Source organism: Edaphobacter sp. (genome assembly GCF_035763405.1).
Taxonomy (GTDB): Bacteria; Acidobacteriota; Terriglobia; order Terriglobales; family Acidobacteriaceae; genus Edaphobacter.
Genome location: NZ_DASUBE010000041.1, coordinates 1 through 19,848, shown reverse-complemented (window position 1 = coordinate 19,848; position 19,848 = coordinate 1). Strand labels below are relative to the sequence as shown.

Sequence of the window (19,848 nt, the reverse complement as noted above, 5' to 3'; positions counted from 1 at the left end):
CGAGAACGGATCAATCTGCTGGCCGACGCCCAGGGTCTTCGACCACGTGTAGTTGACGTTGTAGGTCAGGCTGTTGGACCGCTTGACCCAGCTCAACTGCAGGCCGTTGTAGTTGGAGTAGCCGTCATTCGAGATGACGTTGATCTGGTTGGTGCTGTACTCCTTGCCGAATGGACGATAATCAGCTTCCTTGTTGTTCGGAGCACCCTGACCGAGGACTTCCGGATTAGGAGAAACCACGCCCGTGACCGGGTCTGGCTTGAAGAATGCACCCAGCGGCACCTTGTTCTGGTCGGTGTACGCCTGGAAGCCGCTGCCCGAGATGCTCTCGCCGCCCATCACCAGCTGCGTGCTCTGGTTGCCGACGTAAGCGACTTCGACCAGTGACCGCCACGGGGCCTGCTGAGAGATGGTGAAGTTATACGACTTGCTTTCAGGAACGCCGTAGTCCTTCGGGTCCACTGCATTGATACCGCCCGACACGCCGCCTACCGCTGGCGGCTGAGGAATCAAGCCGACCTGAGACAGTTGCACGAAGGTGCCGCTTGGCCTGGTGTAGTTGAGCAGTCCCTGCGCCGTTGTCAACGCGCTGGTGTAGTCGTTGTACTGATCGGTGAACCGGTAGATGCCCCAGCCGCCGCGCAGCAGCGTCTTGCCGTTGCCGAACACGTCGTAGGAGACGCCGAAGCGCGGAGACACCAGAACGAACCGGTCCGGCTGGCCGCTCTTGGGAATTCCCGGGTTGATGCCGTGCCAGTACGCTCCCGGGTTCGGCTTGCCCGAGGCAAAGTCGGAGGCAACGAGACTCGGAATCCACACGGCAAGACCGTTGCCCTGCCGATCGTACCAGTGGCCGATGTGGTCGAAGCGGACACCGTACTCGATGTTGAGTCGGTTGCTCGCCTTCCACGAGTCGTCGCCATACACCGAGAAGGTCTGGTATGCGATGTCGCTGACCAGCGCCTGATTGGTCTCGTTGTACGAAGTAGCGGTTCCCATCAGGAAGTTGGCGGTTGGATTATTCGCAGATCCGATTTTCTGTCCGGTAAGAACATTGGGCTGAAGATTGCCGCCTGCGCTGAAGCTGCCGATGTTCCCGTTGGGGGCCATGCCGAATGCGCCCTGAATGTTGTCCACGTTCTCGGCATAGAATCCGGTCTTGATCGTGTGCGTTTTGATGACCTTCGTCAGGTCGTCGGAGAACGCGGGCATCTCTTTCTTGACCAGATACTTTCCGCTGGCGGTCTCAAAAATATCTGCTTCCGAAAAGTCTGGGAAGGTGAGGGTTCCGCCGCTGCTGTAGGAAGGAATCAGCTTCGACCCAGCGTTGTAGATCGTGCCGTAGTTGGCGGGTGCTCCGTACGCTGTCGTCGTATTTCCCGCAACCGGATAGCCGAGCTTCGACCGGTACGGCCCGGTTGGGTCCGTGGGACCGACAGGGAAGTTGCCGAAGCCCCAGCTTGCGATGAACTCGTTGGTCAACGTCGGGCTGAAGACATGCGTGAAGTGGCCTGCGAGCGCCTTCGAGTAGAAGGTGCTGACCAGACCGCCGCCGGGATACGGAATCGAATTGTCCGGCGTCCAGTAGATATGTGCGCCGTTGCCCTGAGACGGAGCCGAGTCCTGCGCGTACTGGTAAGAGACGAAGAACGAAGTCCTGTCGCTCATGTTGTAGTCCGCGCGAGCACGGAAGACGTAGCCATTGTGGGTTCCGGGAATGACCTGATCGTAGTTATAGCCGTTGTCCTCGGCCGGGTTGGCGACGTTGGGCTTGGGCCAGAACGCCGCAAGAGCCTTCGCGGCCGGATCAAGAAACTCCGCAGGAATGATTCCCGGCGCACGAGTGCCCTGACCAACAATCGTTCCATCGGGAAGTACCGTTCCGGTCAGCGGGTTGGTTGGATCTAACGGCGCAAGGTTATTGCAACCATTGGTCTTCTTTTCTGTCAGGTTGCCGCCGCAGAAGTTCACATTGGCCGCGGTATTGGTAAAGTTGCCGGCCATCATGTCAGCCGTAGGAATGTAGGACTTCAGCCGGTTCGCGTTTCCTGTGTTCTGTAGGAACCGCTCGTAGCCGACCCAGCCCAGAACCTTCTTGTGCGTGAACGGAATGGGGCCGCCAACGTTGCCGCCCGGATAGTAGTAGTGGGCAGCGCCCCTCGGCGTGCCGCGATGATTGCTCTGCCAGTCGTTGGCATTCATTACGTCGTTCCGAGCGTAGAAATAGCCTTCGCCGTGATACTCCGCCCCGCCCGACTTGCTGACCGAGTTGATGACCACGGGCCCGCGAGGAGCGTCGGCACCGAAGTTCGAGGTCTGAACGCTGACCTCCTGCACCATGTCGGGGTTCAGAATGCCGATCGAACTGCAGTCGCAACCTGGGTCGTCCACATCGACGCCGTCGGAGAGCTGGCTGGTGCCGCCGCGGTTGGGCGCGCCATTCGCATTCAGCCCGTTGCCGACCGCGCTCGACGCCGCGCTGGCGACCGTCGGGTCGAACATCGCATTGTTACTCACTCCGCTCGCAACCATCGTGACGCCGGGCAGCACCTTCAGCAGCTCAGTCACGTCGCGGCCCTGTAGCGCCAGTTGCTGAATGTCTTTGTTGTCCAGCAGCGCCGCACGCTGGCCGTTCTCCACGTTGATGATCTGCGCGTTCGCCTCGACCGTCACCGTCTGGCCCGTATCGCCCACCGACATCACCAGGTTCGGCAACTTGCGCAGGTCGCCTGCACTCAGCGCAATGCCATGCTGCTCATAGGTATTGAAGCCCTTGGCCTCAATCCTGAGCGAGTAGGTTCCTGTCAGCAACGCAGGAAACGCGAAGTACCCTTCACCGTTGCTGACCGATGTACGCCGGTCGTGTGTCGCGTCGTTGGTCAAAATGACGTTCGCGCCTGGAATCACCGCGCCTGTGGGATCGACCACCGTGCCGTTCACCGTCGCCGAAATTTGCGCGTGGGCTGCGGGCAGGAGCATCACACATGCAGCCAGAGCCAGCAGCAGGCTCAGCGGCATCCAGCGCGCCATGTTTGGGAGAGCACTCCCAGGACCTCGTTTCATTCGCATATTGCCTCCAAAAAATCGTTCATTCACACCTGTGCCGGCCCATACCGGCAATTTGGTTACACGCAACAGCCAGCGCCGCTGCGCCAGTTTCGTTGCCCGAGGACCTGAGCCCCCGGGGCCTGCATCGATACCCCATACTTAATCGATTCAACAATGGGTTCACAACAAGCTAAAACGCTTCAGTGTGTTGATGAAGCGTTTATATGATTCAGGTAATGAATGTCAACTGATTTTTTTGCCACCCGCAGAAATGCCCGATTTTCAGGAAATTAGCGCCGAAGAAAAGGCCCGAATCTCCTCGGCCGAACCTCCGGTCCCGGCTCACAATGGAGAAAACAAATCCTGCTCTCCGCCTTCTGAAAAATACCTTCCTCCGCTCCTCCCATCGTCCGTGCTCTGCACGGATTTCTCTTCAAACCATCCACCGACGAAAAGTGGTCCTTACCGGTGAAGCAATCGTTTTCCTAAACCTGTTCAACTGCACTGCGAATGCTGGATGATATTCATGCGAATCCGATTTCAGCAGTGGAGGAACCGATCGTGCGATACGAGACTTGTTCAGCACCATCTCAAACGACAACCTCGCTCGTGGTGCGTCGCGTTTCCCCTGAAGACACTGCGGCCATCGTGGAACTGAGCAGCCAGTTGGGCTACGAGATCTCCATCGAGGCCGTCACCGAGCGCATTCGCACTCTAACCGCACGCCCCGCCAGCCAGGTCGCCTTCGTCGCCTGCCTCAACGCAGAGGTTGTCGGCTGGATCGAGACAGTCATCGAGCACCATCTGCAATCACCGCCCCACGGTATGATTACCGGCCTCGTCGTCAGGGACGACGTGCGGGGCCTCGGCGTAGGCAAACGCCTGTGCGCCGAAGTCGAAGCCTGGACCCGAAGCAACGGCATCGCCCTGCTGCGCGTTACCTCGCGGATGACCCGCGAGCGGGCGCACCGGTTCTACCTCCGCGAAGGCTTCACCCAGACCAAAACCTCGGCGGTGTTCGAGAAGGTACTAGCCTAGCAAGGACCACCATTTAGGATTGGGATATGCCGATCTTTCAGGTGATTATTCTTGCCATTGTGCAGGGTATGGCGGAGCTGCTGCCCGTTTCCAGTTCCGCGCACGTCGTTGTTGCCGAAAAGCTGATGGGGCTCGACCCATCTTCGCCTCAGATGACGCTGCTGCTGGTCATGCTCCACACCGGCACCATGTTTGCCGTCATCGCCTACTTCTGGAACCAATGGAAGCGGACCTATTTTTCCAGCGCCGACTCCTTCAAGCGGTTTCTTGTCCGGCTCATCTGGGCCACCTTCCTGACCGGCATCATCGGCGAGGCGCTGAACATCGCTATCCAAAAGACGGCCTTCAAGGGCGCGTCGAAGGCCGAGATCGAGCTGCTCTTTGGCCGTCTCGACCTGATTGCTCCCGCATTGCTCGCAGTCGGCATCCTGATTCTGATCGCCGGGCTGCTTGAGAGACGCCTCACGACCTCCGCCGCGAAGGTCTACGGCGACAGCGTCACCATGCGCCAGGCAGGATGGATGGGCGCGATCCAGGGTCTGTGCCTGCCGTTTCGCGGCTTCTCACGCTCGGGCGCAACCATCTCGACCGGCATGTTGACCGGCGCAAGCAAGGAGCGGGCCGAGCGGTTCAGCTTTGCCCTTGCCGTCGTATTAACTCCTCCGGTCGTGGCGCGCGAAGTGTGGCGACTGCTCAAGGCTTCGCACGAGGCCGCTGCAACGGGCGTACCGTTCAACCTGCACGGCAGCATCGTCGTCAGCGTGCTGGGGATGGTCTTCGCCTTCATCGCCGGCCTCGTTGCCCTGAAGTGGCTGAGCAGTTGGCTGGAGAAAGGCCGGTGGTACCTGTTCGGCATCTATTGCCTGCTGGCCTCGGCGGTGGTCTTCTATCTCCACTACGGCCCGCGGCATCTCTAGTGTCCGGAGTCTGAAGTTCACAACACAAATAACCTTGTCATCCTGAGCGGAGTTTGCCGGTCTCTTCGGCAAACGCAGTCGAAGGACCTGCGGTTCGCAGTCTCTGCCGATGGAAACAACTTCGGACTCAGGACACTAGCGCGGCAGCGCTCTCGATGAGCGTATAGCCACAAAGCCCAGCGCGCAGATCACTGCGAGCAGCGCAATCCACAACAGGTCAGGGTAACGCTCAGTGAGCGGGCGCGTGTCCGGACGCGGGCGATACTCCGGATTCGTCTGCTCTGCTCCCAGGCGCGCAACGGCCGTGCGTGCCGCGGTCGAAAAGATGCGAGCATAGTCATAGACCGGCGCGGCCAGCCCCGGATCTCCGTAATACAGCGTAAGTGGTGCAGCCGAGGGTGCATTGAAGCAGAGGTTGCGTTCGCGCATCTCCAGCCGCACCGAAGTGATAGGCAGCGGCGTATCATCTCCGTTTTCGACGACGACCTCGACCGTTGCCGCATCCTGTAGGTTCGAGCCGATGGTGGCCCGCACGCTCAGCTGCTCCTGGCGAATCTCGCGCCCCGCCTGCGTCATGCGCACGCGCTGAATGGCCCCGGCCAGACTCTCGCCCGAAGTGGCCGGCGTGCCTGCGGGCCGGTCGAAGATGTGGACATCGCGGCTGAAGTTGCCCTTAAAGCCGGGCGCGATCTCGAACGAAACGCGCTCCACCGGAACGCGCGCAGGCAGGGCAAAGGTGGCGATGCTCTGCCGCTCGTGGTTGGCAATCGAAGTGGTCGCAACGGCCGTCGTATAGAGCGTCTGGGCCTCGCGGCTGGGCGGCACCGTCGCGCCGAGCACCATCTGCGGTGTCGCCTTGAAACCGCGCGTGCCGGGCGCAGGCGAGGCTGCGAGGACAACGTGCAGCCACGGAAAGGTGGACTCCTGCAAATGAAGCGTCGAGTTGCGCGAGAGATGCTGCGAGGTGAGATCGAACAGCGTGAACTGGCCAAGAGCGGTCGCGGCTCCGCCCTGCGTCGTCGAACCGGAGACGGTCGCGGTAGCAATGTAATCCTGGCCGCTGAGGTCAAGCGCGACCTCGGTGTAAGGACGCTGCGGCATCTCAAGATCAAAGACAATACTGCCCTGGCGCAGGCCAAGGTTGACGACACGCGCAGGAGAGCTGTCCGGCTGTGCCGGTTGGCTCAGCGTAATGGCGTAAGAGACTTCGCGCGGCGTGGCCGTGCGTGCGCCCTCGTAGAGGCGCAGATCCTTGAGCGAGGCCGAAGCGTGGGCGAACGTCTCGGCATCAAGCACGGCGCAGGCCTGTCCCGCACCGGGCGCCGCGACCTGCCGCATATAGCGGAAGTAATGGAAATCCGCAGATTGGACCGGGGGAGCGGCGGCTTGCAGAAAAAGAACTGCCAGGAGGAGGGCTGATTTCACTGATCGGCTCCCGCGGTTGGCTCTGCTGTGGAATGAGGTTTGGAATCGCGCAGCGCGAGCCAGTCCTTCTGGTAGGCAAAGCTGATGGCCATCAGCACCGCTCCCAGAGCGAGAAAGCTGATGATGTGATAGCTGAAGCCGAGATCGCGCACGTCGTAAACAAACGTCTTGCCGATGGTAAAGATCAGCAGCACCAGCGCCTGCCAGCGAATGAATGCGCTCCGCTTCCAGAAGCCGACCGCCAGCAGCGCCGCGCCGTAGACCAGCAGAAACGCCGAGATGGCCAGCGAGCGCTGAAGCGCGGCGTCAACATTGCCGTAGGACCGGCCAAAGTCAACGTAAATCTCGCGCACGCAGGCAAGCACAGCAACAAGGTTGAACGCGATGATGCACCCACCCGCAATCCCGCGCCACCGAGGTGTAGCCTCATCAGAACTGCGACTGGCGCGCAGCGCGATCCACGCCGAGAGCGCAAATGCCGCGACCCCAAAGAGTGACGTAGCGAACCGGCGATTCAGAAAAGCAGTCTCGACAACATAGTAAGGAGAGGATGGCTGTGCGATGACACTGACCCATCCAAGGGCCAGCGTGGCAATCGAGAGCAGGCGCAGCACACGGTGTGCAGCAACAGACGTCGTCTCTGCCGCAGGCGCTGCCTCAACAGCAGGCACAGCCAGGCGCGCGGAGATCCACAGCAACGCAACGCCCTCCGCGAGCCAGCCAATCGTGATCCACCGGCCGCTCGCCTTCAGCGGAATCGCAATCGTCAGGAAGACAATCGCCAGCGAGAGATGCATCGCTGCCGTCACACGCGCAGCAGGCAGACGCATCAGGCCAAGATAGATGGCTCCAAACGCAACCGCCATCCACGGCAGCAGCGCGTGATGGCCGGAGTCCTCAAGCAGCGAATAGAACGCCAGCGAGCCGAACACCGCATTCGCCAGCGGCAGCAGCACCTCCGTAATCACACTGGAGCCGTGCAGCTCCGCATCGCCTCCGCGCAGCGAGGGCACGATGAATGTCAGGAAGAAGAGAGCCACGAAGGCGCTTGTCACCGCAAGCTCCTCGGCCGTATTGAACTGCATGTACCAGCCGATGAAGAACGCCACAGTCGCCGGAAACGCCCCGAGCAACAAACGCGGCCAGGACTTCAGCCGCACCAGCGCAACAGCCGCAATGTCGATGGCGAGGATGTACGTAAAGAGAAAGACCTCATGGTTGCTGCCGGTCGAGAGCAGCAGCGGCGTGGCAAAGCCTCCGGCCAGCGCGTACGCTGCGAGAATCTCGCTCGACTGCGACCACGCCATAAAGGCATTCCACGCCGTGACAAGCACCATCAGGGCCAGCGCCACACCCGCGGGCATCAGGTGATAGAGCTGGAACGCCGCCCACAGCGACAGATACAGCGCACCCGAACCCACGGCCTTCAGCGAGTACGAGAACGCCGGAAACCCCTTGCGACGGAACCGCTCCGACCAGACAACGATGGCCGTGCCCGCAACAAGCCCGGCGATCACGCGACCCAGCGGGCCGATCCAGTGGTTGTCCATCGCATACTTCAGAAACAGCGTTGCCCCAATCAGCAACGCAATGATGCCGATGCGGCTGAAGATCTGCGACCCGATGCGGTTCTCAAGCGAAACCTGCGGCTTCGGCGGCTGCGTGAAGCTCGGCACCGGAACCGGCTGCGAGGGCTCGGGCTTTGGCGGCGGCGCCACGTACTCCCGCTCTTGCAGAGACGAAGGTGCAGGGTGCATTCCGGCAAGCTGGCGCTCAATCGCATAGACACGCGCCGTCAGCGCGGCCAGCTCACGCGCCAGGTCGGTCGGCTGTGCCGGATTTTCGTCTATGGCCATGGCAACTACTCTACCGCCTCCGTGCGGAGTGGCAAAGGACTTCCGCACTTGATACTCTTTCGCTCGATGAGCAATACGCCGGTCCGCGTTCTGGTGGTCGATGACGATGAAGTGAGCCGCGAGGTGCTCTCCGTGCTGCTCGAAAGCGCAGGCTATGCGGTCGAGTCCGCCGACTCCGGCGAGGCGGCGCTCACTCGGCTCCGAAACGTCGATCACGCGCTGCCCGCCGTCCTTCTGGTGGACATGCAGATGCCCGGCATACGCGGCGGCGAGCTTGCGCGGCAGCTTCGCGGTCTCTGCGGCCGCGCCACGCTGCTCCTGGCCATGAGCGGCAGCCAGCCCGAAGACGAGGCCCGCCGCGGCTTCGACGACTTCCTGTTGAAGCCCTTCACCATGGAACAGCTTCGCGCGGCCATCGACGGTGGCCCTGCGCAGCCCGCACACGACGAGGCCGCAGGCGCACTCAACGAGGCCGTGTACCGCAAACTCGCCGAGTCGATGAACGCAGTTCAACTCGAAAAACTGTACGCGATGTGCCTTGACGACGCCGAAAAACGAATCGCCGAAATGCGGCGCGCAGCAGCAAGAGGAGACGACGACATCTATCGGCGCGAGGCACACGCCATCAAGGGAGGGTGCGGCATGGTCGGCGCAACGGAGATGCAAATTCTTGCAACCTCAATGGAAACAAAAGGGATAGAGGCTAATCATGTAGCTTCTCTCGATGAATTCCTGCTGGCGTCCAAACGACTGCGGCGTATTCTGTTCGCACGTCGCCGTGCGACGTAAACGTTGGCCCATGGAACGTTTCGAGGAGAACCACTCATGAAAGAAGTTGCGAAGAAGACTTCCGAGGCCGGAGTAAGCATCGCTCCCATTCGCGTTGTCGTTGCCGACGATCATCCCGTCGTCCGCTTCGGCGTCAGGAACATGCTCGAGAGCGAGGCCGGCTTCGAGGTCGTCGGCGAGGCCGAAGACGGCGACGTCGCCATCACGCAGACGCTCGAGCTGGAGCCGGACATTCTGCTGCTCGACCTCGCCATGCCGCGCCTGCCCGGGCTCGAAGCACTGCGCGCCATTATGAGCAAGTCGCCGCGCGTGAAGATCATCATGCTGACCAGCACCATCTCGACGCAGCAGATTATCGAGGCGCTCCAGATTGGTGCACGCGGCATTGTGCTCAAGGACGCCGTCGCAGGCGACCTCTCGAAGTCGCTGCGCGCCGTGCTCCAGGGCGACTACTGGATCGGCGGCGAGCGTGTCGCCAATCTGGTCTCGAAGCTCAACGAGCTGATGAAAGAGGCCGCCTCGATCCCCGAGCGCAAGACCTACGGCCTCACGCCGCGCGAGTTGGAAGTCGTGACGTGCATCGTCGAAGGATGCAGCAACAAGGACGTCGCCAAGCAATTCGCCATCAGCGAAGAGACCGTGAAGCGCCACCTCTCGAATATCTTCGACAAGACCGGCGTCTCCACGCGCCTCGAACTCGCGCTCTTCGCCATCGCCCACAAGCTGGTCGTGCTCGAAAGTTAAGCTGCCTTCGGTAAGATGAAGGTATGGGCGAAGATGCAACCGAAGACATCGTAGATTTGCTTGTCATCGGCGCAGGGCCGACGGGCATGGCGTGCGCGATCGAGGCGCAGCGCGCGGGCTTCTCTACCCTGCTCGTAGACAAGGGCTGCCTGTGCAATTCGCTGTTTCACTATCCGGCGAACATGACCTTCTTCACCACGCCGGAGCTGCTCGAAATCGGCGATATGCCCTTCTCCAGCCCGAACCAGAAGCCCAACCGCAACGAAGCCCTCGAGTACTACCGCAAGGTCGCCGAGCACTACCGGCTCGACGTGCGGCAGTACGAGACGGTCGAGCGCGTCAGCGGAGCCGAAGGCAACTTCACCGTCCACACCGCCGATCGCTTCGGTCGTACCATCGAGCACCGCGCGCGCAGGCTCGCCGTCTCGACCGGCTACTACGATCTGCCCAACTATCTCGGCGTGCCCGGCGAGGACCTCTGCAAGGTGCTCCATTACTACGACGAGGCGCACCCCTTCTACGACATGGACGTGCTCGTCATCGGCGGCAAAAACTCAGCCGCCATCGCCGCGCTCGACCTCTGGCGTCACGGCGCGCGCGTCACGCTCGTGCATCGCCGCGCCGAGATGCACCGCCACGTCAAGTACTGGATCCTGCCCGACATCAACAACCGCATCAAAAACGGCGAGATCAAGGCGCACTTCAACAGCTCGGTGCTGAACATCTCCGAAGACAACGTGACGCTGGCTACGCCCGAAGGTGCGGTCACGCTCAAAAACCAGTTCGTGTTTGCGCTGACGGGCTACCATCCGGACTTCGGATTCATCGAGCGGCTCGGCGTCAAGCTCGACCCGGACAACGACCGTTGCCCCGTCTGCAACCCGGCGACGCACGAAAGCAACGTGCCGGGAATCTATCTTGCAGGGGTCATCATCGCAGGTGAGAGGACCAATGAAATCTTCATCGAGAATGGCAGATTTCACGGCCAGGCCATCGCCCAGGCGCTGCGCCGGAAGCGCGCCGAAGCCTCATCCTAGACGGCACAACTCACCTGCTGAGCATCTTACATATTGTGATTCCTCGCGGCGGCGTAGAATTTAACCATGTCACGAGGATGGGAGAGCAAATCCGTGGAAGAACAACAGTCGCAGGCCGCTGAACCGAAGCCCAACACTTCCCAGGCCAACGCCGAGGCGGCAGAGCGCAAACGGCAGCGACAGGCCCTCGAGTTGCAACGCGAGCGCATTCTGTCCGAGCGGACATCGAGCCCGCACCGGCGCTCCGCACTCTCGCTCGCCCTGGCCGACATCGAAGAGAAGCTGGCCGAGTTGGGCTGGACGATCCACATGTAGCGTACCGCCGCGCTCTGCGCAAGAACCGATCGCGTCCATGCAGGTATCAGTGCGCCGAAGATTCACTTGCAAAAAAAGACGAGAGACCGCGTGGTCTCTCGTCTTTTTGTTTTGATGAGCACCTTATTGCGGAGCTGGCTGTGCCGCAGCCGTGGGCGCACTTTGCGCAACACCAATGGCGTTGCCGGAGACAACAAGCTGAACCCGCCGGTTCTTCGCCCGGCCCGCAGAGGTCGAGTTGTCAGCCACCGGGTTTGCCTTGCCGTAACCGGTCGAGCTGATGCTGTCCTGCCCCACCCCCTGGGTGATGAGGAAGTTTCGCACAGCGTCCGCGCGGTTCTCCGAGAGCTTCTGGTTGTAATCATCGCTGCCCACGCTGTCCGTGTAACCCTCGACCTGAAGCTTCAGCCCCGGATACGCCGCAAGGATTCCGGCGACCTTGGCAAGGCTCAGTTGCGTATTCGGCTTCAGCGTGTACTTGCCCGTGTCGAACAGAACATCGGACATGTTGACGATCAGGCCGCGCGCTGTCTCGCTGGTAGCGAGCACGCTGTTGAGCTGGCTGCGCAGCTTTTCGCGGACGGCATTCGCATCATCGGCGCTCTTCTTTGCCGCATCGGCCTTGGCCTGGGCTTCGGCGGCGGCGGCACGGTCCGCGGCGGCCTGGGCCTCGGCGCGGGCGCGTTCGGCATCGGCCTGCGCCTGAGCCGCCTTGGCCTGTTCAGCGGCAAGTTGCGCCTGCTGCGCTTCCAGCGCCGATTGCTGTGCCTTCGCCTGCGCATCGCGCTTGGCAAGTTCAGCGTTCATCTGCCGTTCGTCCGCCTGCTTGCGCAGCGTCACAATCCGCGCATCTTCTGCGCGCTGCACCGCCTGCCGCGCAAACGTGACGGCCATCTTGGGATTGCCCTTCTTATTGCCTGCGATGTCGGCTGCATTGCGCAGGTCCTGCTTGGCCTCGGCCATGATGTCGGTCGCGTATTTCTCCGCGCCGGCATCGGTGGCAATGCGAACGGCGTTATACGCCTGATACAGTTCGAGCGGCGCTTTCTCATTGCGCGTAATCGGGTTCGCAACCGTGTCCGACCCGGTCCCCGCATACGTCCCGCGCGGCAGCAGCGAGTAGTGCGCATTCACCTTCTCCAGCACGCCCGAGGTCTTGTCGTTCAGAATCACGTTCTGTAAAACAACCACATCGCTCGGCTGCGTCACGGAAAAGTACGGCTCAGCCGTCACAACCAGCCCAAACGATTGAAGCGCCGTCGTCACGTCAATATTGCTCTTGCCTCCACTGGAAGGAAGAATCTCGCCCAGGTTGTTCGGACGCCCATCCGGTGTAATCGCCCACAGCACGTAGGTCAGGTACTCGGCGCCGAAGCCGTTCGCGGGCGTAAGCCCCTGAAACTTCGCCTCAATATGAATGCCGCCCCGCTCGCTGGTGACTCTGGCCTCGCCCTTGGCCAGCGGCAGCAGCATCGTTCCCTTGAAGCCGACCGTCGTGGTGCCGCTGCGGTGCAGGTAATTCACTGCATCCAGGTCGCGCTGCACCACCTTCACGCGGTAGATATAGATTCCGTTGTCGCCCTTCTTCAACTCCTGCGGCTGCTGTTGCGGCCCAGGCTCAGGCTGCGAGGTCGGATTCGGCTCCTGCCCTCGAATCGCCACTGTCGAATAGCCGCAAAATACCACTAAAGCCAGGACTGCAAAGAACTTCCCCTTGCGATTCATGCACACTCTCCTTACCCTCAGTTCACTTGAGTTACAGGCATGTTGATTTAACGAAAGACTTCACTCTCGTAGTGCGATGCAGCAGTGTGGAGAAAGGTTAGTCCCAGGCTCCCAAGGCCGCTTCCAGCCAAATCCTCCCAGCTTCCTGAGAAGGGCTAAGGCATTCAAAACCAACAAACCAAGGCAAGAAAAAAATGATGCAGGCACAACTGGGGAGATTCTATACTCCCCCGGCCAACAGTTCGTGCCTCGATGAATTCAAAACGTCATCAAGTCATCGTGGGGAATTGAGAGAGAAATGAGCAGGCCTATCGCCGCCAACGACGACACGCTCCCTTTGGCCCAGCCATTGGCGGGATCAAAGGGAGCGCGACGGCGCTAAGCGTTGTGCTGCTGTGTATTCGAGCGGTGCACGAAGTGGTATGGGGGCCAGGGGCCGGAGAGCTGCATACGGCACTCTTTCAACTCGTGTGTGGCCGAGGTGTACTTATTCTGGTACCGCTCCACCGTCTTGTTGTCGATCAGGTGGGCGATGTCCAGCAGCATCTTTCCCGACTCCATCCGCTTGCACGTAATCTCCTCGGCGATGGGGAGAAACATGCGGTGCATCTGCACCGAAAGCGCACGGGCCTTCGACTGGCGCTCCCGCTGCCGGGTGGCGCTCTCTCTCAGGCTCGTCAGGTATTGCTGGCCTACGGTCATGTTCCGGCTCGAATTGCCGGGGCAGGTATCGTCCACCACGACCTTGAGGTGCATCTCGGCTTTCCCGCGAAGACGCTCGACGTTGGCCATGAAGTGGCGCTGGTTGGAGCGGACCGAGCGGCGCAGTGCGTCGTCATCCGCAAACGTAGTCCCAAAGCGAAACGGCAAAACCGTGGAAAGTTTGAAGCAGTCAGCTACGACACGAGCGTGGTCCCGGGCAGCCTGCTGATCCAGCCGGGCACTGTCTTCCGCGGTATGCTCGGAGACGATGACGGCCAGGTCGCTGGCTGGAAACAGGAACGTCTGATTACCAAACAAACCCGAAACACCTGTTAAGGGCATCGGGCGGCGGTGACGGCAAAGTTCCGGAAAGGCCTGTCTCTCTGCAATGCAATAGGCGTACCATGCCATGTTTTTATCCTTCCAAAACGCGCTGAAGGGGTCGAACCGCCTCTTCAGGTAGTTGGTTGTTTAACTCATACTGATACGGTAGTGGTCAGGAAACTATTCATTCGCAGCGATTTGGTGCGGGAGAGAACGCTAACCGAACGCAAACTTTCCCAAACCGAAACGGATAGTATGCCTATTGGAAGACGATTGGCAACCCCCCAACCTCGCCGGATGTCGCCGCTCGACGCCACTTAGGAATTTTCCCTTTTTAAATGTTTAACTTAGCCTTGCCGCAGCACACATGCCGAAGCGTTCCCGCAAAGAATTCCCTCAGCATAAAGTGGGCTGCCCGTCTCCAAATCCTGTGATTTCCACAGACCGGGAACCCGCGCATCGACCTCCATCTCACGCAAACGCCTTCTCGTATCACCAAAACCCAAGCCCCATCGCCTGACGCCGTTCCGTCTAAGGCTGCTATTTTTATTGGAATGAACGCCTTATACAATCCCCTCCCGAAACGCGGTCGCGATCTCTGGAGCCTTACTTTGTTGTGCTTGCTCGCTGGCGCGCCCTTACTGACCACGATTCCTGCTCGGGCCCAAACCAACCCCTCTCCCGATGAGATCATCTTCACCAACGGCGATCATCTCACCGGCAAGCTCGAGCGCGAGGTCGGCGACTCCATCGTCTTCAAGAGCGACTCGGTCGGCGAAGTCACCGTCTCGGCCTCGAAGGTCAAGGAATTGCACTCCAACGGCCAGTTTGTCGTACTCCAGAAGGGCGAGACCGTCACGCGGACCCAGCGGACTTCCGGCCCGGTGAGCTACGCAAACAACGCGATCACGGTCAGCGGAGCCAAGGCCGAAACCGTCCCCGTCAAGGACATCTCCTACGTCATGGACGGCGCGACCTATAACAAAGAGGTCCTCGCAAATCCATCGCCGCTCCAGGGCTGGAACGGCGCCGTCACCGGCGGAGTCACCCTGCTTCGCGCCACCGACTACGGCGAAAACTTCACCCTCGGCCTGGGACTCATCCGCGCCATCCCCACTGTACCCTTTCTGCCGTCGCGCACGCGCAGCACCATCAACGTGCTCGAAACCTACGGCAAGCTGACCTCGCCTGCCATTCCCCCGACGACTCCACCCTCGGCCGCCGTCACAAAAACCAGCATCTTCCACGCCGACGCCGAGCACGACAAATACTTCAACTCGCGGCTCTACGGCCTGGTGGGCACGTCCTTCGACCACAACTACGCCCAGGGTCTCGACCTCCAGCAGATCTACGGCGGTGGCGTCGGCTATACCGTCATCCAGTCGCCCCTCCAACAGCTCGACGTCAAGGTCGACGTCCACTACGAGCGGCAAAAGTTCTTCCCGCCCACTCCCAGCGACAATCTCATCGGCTCCACCTTCGGCGAAGCCTACCACCGCAATCTGCCGCACAAGATCGTCTTCAACGAGAACGGCAGTTTCATCCCCTCATGGAACCACTCCAGCGCCTACTCGGCCATCGTCGCCGCCGGGCTGTCGCTGCCCACCTACAAGCGCCTGAGCGTCAGCCTGAACATGCTGGACAACTACCTCAACAATCCGCCGCCCTTCTACAACAAAAACAGCTTCCAGTTCATCACCGGCATCACCTACACCCTGAAGTAGCCTCGAACTCAAACTCAACCACGGATTTCCGCGGACGGCACGGGTTGTTTCATCCGTGACGTTCCGCGAAATCCGTGGTCGTCTTTAAATCGCTGTCATCGGCGTTAATCGGAGTTAAGCCTTTCGCCCCCGGGAGACCCGCGCTTCCGGTAGACTTGATGGAGCATCGCCAACAGCAAACCTCTGCTTTTGAACAGTCAGGAACCGATTCAGACATGAAATTGCCTTTGCTCGCTGCACTTGCCGGTCTGGTTTTGATGACCAGCGCGGCCCAGGCCCAGAACCAGGTCGGGGTCTACATCAACCCGATCGTGTCGCGCATCAGCAACCCGGCCGACACCGGCCTGTTCGCCTTTCTGGGCCCCAATACGTCCTCGCGCATCTTCGCCGGCTTCGACATGGGCGGCTACGACGACTTCTCGCACTCCCCCTCGAACGACATCGGCGTAGACGTTCGCGGCAGCTTCCTGCGCGGTAACGGCGCATTCCTCGGCAGCTTTCTCGTCGGCCCGCGCGTCGTCTTCAAGCCGTCCTCGAAGATGAAGCCCTACGTCGAGGCGCTGATCGGCGTGGCCCGCTCGCGTCCGCCGCACAATCCCCGCGGTCTCAGCGCGTTCCAGTACGGCATCCTCGGCGGAGTCGATTACTCCTTCAGCTCGCACGTGGACTTCCGCATGTTCGAGGTCGGCTACAGCGCCGCCCAGACCATCGGCAGCGGTGTCTTCGGCGGTACCGGGACGACAGGCACCAACACCTCGAAGATGCTCAACGTCAGCACCGGCCTCGTCTTCCGCTTCAAGTAGGCAAAGCGAACTCTGAACAAATCCTCGTTTTGAAGGGGCGCGACTTCAGTCGCGCCGCACACCCAATTCACGTCATCTCGACCAGAGGCGGCGCTTTTGCCGCCGGAGTGGAGAGACCCCCGTATTTTTTCCCGACGCCCAAAACTCCAGCGTCACCCAGATACCCCCTGAGCCACGCGCTCACCGCACTGCCCCGCCCAGTATCTGCGTCACCGGATCCGGCAGCGGCTTGTCAGCGTTCTTGAGCAGCAGCGTGACGTCCCACATCTGCGCTTCCGTCAGGATGTGGTCATACGCCGGCATCCCCGAAAGCCGGATGCCGTTCGCCACCTTCCAGTACGTCTCGCCCGGCTCGTCGTCGCTCACCCCCACCACAGTTCCCCGGGCGTGCTTCTTCCAAAGCTGCGGCGCGCTCGGATACATATATCGCGCGTGGGCCACATCGTGGCCCGGCGTGCCATGGCAGCTCGCGCACTGCTCCATATAGATGTGCGCCCCTCCCTCGAAGACATCTTCGCTCGTGCCGAACGGCGGCGTCTTCATCTCACGGTCAATGCGCGCGTTCAGCGGAACATGCACAATCTGCCGCTCAAACGGGAACGGAGCATCGGCCACCGCCACCGGAGGCGTGCCGAACCGGAAGTACACAAAGACCGCCGCGACCACCGCGGCAATGCCCAGCAGAAATCCGAGAACGAGTTTGCCTGAACCGCCGCCGCTCTTGTTTGCCATCCCGATTGGCTCCTTTTCCATGCCCTCGCTCACCGCGAAACGGGCGCCAGATGTTCTAATAGTAGATGGTTCAGGCTTAACCCCGACTTAATTTGCCGTCACCCCAGGTTTTTCGTTACCCAGGTTTCACCTTAGCAAAGCAGCTTGTGCAGGAGTCATTGTTGATGTTTGGTTTCAGGATACGTGTGAAGAAGGTAGCTATTCTTTCGCTGGCGCTGGCCGTCGGCGGAGCAACCAGCCTCTCGGCGCAGACAACACGGCGCACCCGCCGGGAGAACGCCAACCGCAAAGCGCGCATCGAGCGGACCATCCAGGAGACCTACAGCCATCGCTGGGAGGTGGGCGGCGGCGGCGGCTACCTTCGCTTCCGCTCCGGCCAGTACCTGCAGAAGAACAATGAAGTCAACTTCTGGATGAGCACCACCTACTACCTCAGGCCGAAGCTCGGCATCATCGGCGAAGTGCGCGGCATGTACGGCAACGCCAAGATCGCCAACGACGCCGGCACGCCTACCCAGCCCATCTTCCTCAACTTCAACCCCCAGATCTCCGAGTACCCCTTCCTCGGCGGCGTCGTCTACCGACTCGTCAGCAAGGAAAAGTTCGCCGTCAGCCTCACCGGCGAAGGCGGCGTGGCGCTGGGCAAATTCGACGGCGGCAGCAAAGGCATCCCCTCCAAGTATCTGCACGTGTGGCAATCGGCCACCCGGCCCGCCTTCAGCATAGGGGCCAACCTCGACTACAACTTCTACCCCAACCTCGCGTTCCGCATCACGCCCACGTGGGTCGGCACCACCTACCATCTGGACCCGCAGGACTCGGCCCCCACCCCGCACGGCTCGCTCCAGAACAACGGCGGCGTCAACATCGGCATCATCTACCGCTTCGGCAAAATCAAGTAGGGTTTTTAGCTTGTCATGCTGACCCTGAGCGCAGCGAATGGGGAAGAACCCCCGCATTTTGCCCGATGCACCACAACACTCCGCTTCAAAAAAACGGAGCCTCACGCCTTCCGCGCATGAGGCTCCGTCATGTTCTTCGGATCAAGGATCTCCGCAATCTGCTCCTCCGTCAGCAGCTTCTTCTCCCGAGCCAGCGCCACAATACTCTTCCCCGTCCCCACCGACTCCTTCACCAGCTCCGCCGCCTTCCGATACCCAATATAAGGATTCAGCGCCGTAGCCAGCGCAATCGTGCTGGCCGCATAATGCGCGCATCGCTCGCGGTTGGCCGTCAGCCCGCGCACACATCGATGGTCCAACTCACGTAACGTATTCGTCAGGATCGTGATCGACTGTAGCGTATTGTGCGCCATCGCGGGCATCATCACGTTCAGCTCAAGCTGCCCCGCCTGCACCGCATAAGCCGTCGCCGCGTCGTTGCCGATCACCTGAAACGCCACCATCGCCGTCAGCTCCGCCAGCACAGGATTCACCTTGCCCGGCATGATGCTCGACCCCGGCTGCAAACTCGGCAGATGAATCTCATTGAACCCCGTATTCGGCCCACTCGAAAGCAGCCGCAGGTCGTTCGAGATGCGAATCATCTCGAGCGCCAGCGTCCGCAGCGCGCCCGAAACCTCCGCCATCGGCGCATTCGACTGCATCGCCCAGCGCATATCCTCCGCAGGCTTCAGGTCAAATCCCGAGACACGCGCCAGATTCGCCACCGCCCGTGCCCGATACTCCGGATGCGTATTCAGCCCCGTCCCCACAGCCGACCCACCAAGCCCAAGCTCCATCAGCCCGCGCGCCTGCTCGCGCATATTCGCGGCAGCCTTGCGAACCGCCACCGCATACGCCGCAAACTCCTGCCCCAGCGTAATCGGAGTCGCATCCTGCATATGCGTCCGCCCGGCCTTCAGTACATCGCCAAACTCCTCCGCCTTCGCCTGCAAACTTCCCGCCAGATCATCCAGCACGGGGTACAGCTCCCGCAGCGCCAGCAGCGCCGAGAGCCGCATCGCCGTAGGGAAAACATCATTCGTAGACTGCCCATAGTTCACATGGTCATTCGGATGCACCTGCCTGTACGTCCCCAGAGGCTCGCCCAGAATCTGCCCCGCTCGATTCGCAATCACCTCATTCGCATTCATGTGCAGACTCACGCCCGCCCCAGCCTGAAACACATCCACGATGAAATGCTCATGATGCCGCCCGTCAACAATCTCCCGCGCCGCCCGCTGAATCGCCCCTCCCTGCTCAGCAGTAATCAACCCCAGCGACTGGTTCGCCTCCGCGGCAGCCAGCTTAATCATCGCCAGCGCCCGAATCAGAAACGAACTTGCCCGCAATCCACTAATAGGAAAGTTCACAACAGCCCGCGCCGTCTGCGCACCATACAAAGCGTCAGCAGGGACTTCAACTGGTCCAAGAGAGTCAGTTTCGGTGCGGATATCGAGCATGAATATGCAGCCTCGCTTGCCACTGTAAACTTTTAGATGGCGCACATGCGACAGTTTGTCTAAGGATTCGGAAAGAATGGCAACGATTAAGCAATCGGACTTCATCGAGAGCGTAGCCGACGCTCTCCAGTACATCAGCTACTACCACCCCGAGGACTTCATCACCAACCTCACCCGCGCCTGGGAGCTTGAGCAGTCCCCCGCCGCCAAAGACGCCATGGCGCAGATCCTCATCAACTCGCGCATGTGCGCCGAAGGCCACCGG

General features: G+C 60.8%; 17 protein-coding genes. 10 read left to right on the top strand and 7 right to left on the bottom strand.

Going from position 1 to position 19,848, the window contains the following annotated elements; translation table 11 throughout:
- Nucleotides 1–3,030: TonB-dependent receptor (locus tag VFU66_RS03635; protein ID WP_326444873.1), on the bottom strand; the 3,030-nt coding region annotated here is incomplete at its 3' end.
- Between the two features lie 630 nt (nt 3,031–3,660).
- Here VFU66_RS03635 and VFU66_RS03630 point away from each other — a divergent pair.
- Nucleotides 3,661–4,086 (top strand): GNAT family N-acetyltransferase, encoded by a 426-nt coding sequence (locus tag VFU66_RS03630; RefSeq protein WP_326444872.1) that lies wholly within the window; start codon nt 3,661–3,663, stop codon nt 4,084–4,086.
- A gap of 26 nt (nt 4,087–4,112) precedes the next feature.
- Entirely contained in the window at nt 4,113–5,003 is an 891-nt protein-coding gene (locus tag VFU66_RS03625; protein WP_326444871.1) for an undecaprenyl-diphosphate phosphatase, read from the top strand.
- Between the two features lie 135 nt (nt 5,004–5,138).
- On the opposite strand, the gene VFU66_RS03620 is transcribed toward VFU66_RS03625, so the two are convergent.
- Both VFU66_RS03620 and VFU66_RS03615 read right to left on the bottom strand, forming a co-directional pair.
- Nucleotides 5,139–6,428, bottom strand: coding sequence for a DUF3999 family protein (locus VFU66_RS03620; protein WP_326444870.1), 1,290 nt, complete (start codon nt 6,426–6,428; stop codon nt 5,139–5,141).
- Nucleotides 6,425–8,284, bottom strand: a complete 1,860-nt coding sequence (locus VFU66_RS03615) for a DUF2339 domain-containing protein (protein WP_326444869.1) — start codon at nt 8,282–8,284, stop codon at nt 6,425–6,427. The genes VFU66_RS03620 and VFU66_RS03615 overlap by 4 nt, the downstream gene beginning before the upstream one ends.
- A 48-nt stretch (nt 8,285–8,332) precedes the next feature.
- On the opposite strand from VFU66_RS03615, the gene VFU66_RS03610 reads away from it, so the two are divergent.
- From VFU66_RS03610 to VFU66_RS03595, 4 genes are all read left to right on the top strand, one after another.
- On the top strand, nt 8,333–9,073 hold the full coding sequence (locus VFU66_RS03610) for a response regulator (RefSeq protein ID WP_326444868.1): 741 nt from the start codon (nt 8,333–8,335) through the stop codon (nt 9,071–9,073).
- Nucleotides 9,074–9,109: 36 nt separating this feature from the next.
- Nucleotides 9,110–9,817 carry a response regulator gene (locus VFU66_RS03605; protein WP_326444867.1) on the top strand — a complete coding sequence of 236 codons (708 nt, stop codon included), beginning with the start codon at nt 9,110–9,112 and terminating at the stop codon, nt 9,815–9,817.
- A gap of 23 nt (nt 9,818–9,840) precedes the next feature.
- Entirely contained in the window at nt 9,841–10,854 is a 1,014-nt protein-coding gene (locus VFU66_RS03600; RefSeq protein WP_326444866.1) for a YpdA family putative bacillithiol disulfide reductase, read from the top strand.
- 66 nt (nt 10,855–10,920) lie between these two features.
- Nucleotides 10,921–11,169 carry a hypothetical protein gene (locus tag VFU66_RS03595; protein WP_326444865.1) on the top strand — a complete coding sequence of 83 codons (249 nt, stop codon included), beginning with the start codon at nt 10,921–10,923 and terminating at the stop codon, nt 11,167–11,169.
- A 123-nt stretch (nt 11,170–11,292) separates the two neighbouring features.
- Here the strand turns inward: VFU66_RS03595 and VFU66_RS03590 are convergent, their stop codons facing one another.
- A complete protein-coding gene (locus VFU66_RS03590) occupies nt 11,293–12,894 on the bottom strand; it encodes an OmpA family protein (RefSeq protein ID WP_326444864.1) in 1,602 nt (533 codons plus the stop codon).
- Between the two features lie 378 nt (nt 12,895–13,272).
- Nucleotides 13,273–14,007: a GvpL/GvpF family gas vesicle protein gene (locus VFU66_RS03585; RefSeq protein WP_326444863.1), complete on the bottom strand. Its 735-nt coding sequence runs from the start codon at nt 14,005–14,007 to the stop codon at nt 13,273–13,275.
- A 527-nt stretch (nt 14,008–14,534) separates the two neighbouring features.
- Between VFU66_RS03585 and VFU66_RS03580 the strand changes: the two genes are divergently transcribed.
- Together VFU66_RS03580 and VFU66_RS03575 are read left to right on the top strand one after the other, a co-directional pair.
- Complete coding sequence (locus VFU66_RS03580; RefSeq protein ID WP_326444862.1) at nt 14,535–15,644, top strand: DUF481 domain-containing protein; 1,110 nt, start codon at nt 14,535–14,537, stop codon at nt 15,642–15,644.
- A 215-nt stretch (nt 15,645–15,859) separates the two neighbouring features.
- Nucleotides 15,860–16,447 (top strand): hypothetical protein, encoded by a 588-nt coding sequence (locus VFU66_RS03575; protein ID WP_326444861.1) that lies wholly within the window; start codon nt 15,860–15,862, stop codon nt 16,445–16,447.
- A 180-nt stretch (nt 16,448–16,627) separates the two neighbouring features.
- Here the strand turns inward: VFU66_RS03575 and VFU66_RS03570 are convergent, their stop codons facing one another.
- Nucleotides 16,628–17,179, bottom strand: coding sequence for a c-type cytochrome (locus VFU66_RS03570; RefSeq protein WP_326444860.1), 552 nt, complete (start codon nt 17,177–17,179; stop codon nt 16,628–16,630).
- A gap of 185 nt (nt 17,180–17,364) precedes the next feature.
- Between VFU66_RS03570 and VFU66_RS03565 the strand changes: the two genes are divergently transcribed.
- The gene (locus tag VFU66_RS03565; protein WP_326444859.1) at nt 17,365–18,081 is read left to right on the top strand and encodes a porin family protein; all 717 of its coding nucleotides are present in this window, start codon (nt 17,365–17,367) and stop codon (nt 18,079–18,081) included.
- Between the two features lie 101 nt (nt 18,082–18,182).
- Here the strand turns inward: VFU66_RS03565 and VFU66_RS03560 are convergent, their stop codons facing one another.
- Entirely contained in the window at nt 18,183–19,583 is a 1,401-nt protein-coding gene (locus tag VFU66_RS03560; protein ID WP_326444858.1) for an aspartate ammonia-lyase, read from the bottom strand.
- Nucleotides 19,584–19,659: 76 nt separating this feature from the next.
- On the opposite strand from VFU66_RS03560, the gene VFU66_RS03555 reads away from it, so the two are divergent.
- The coding region (locus VFU66_RS03555; protein WP_326444857.1) for a fumarate hydratase at nt 19,660–19,848 on the top strand (189 nt) is incomplete at its 3' end.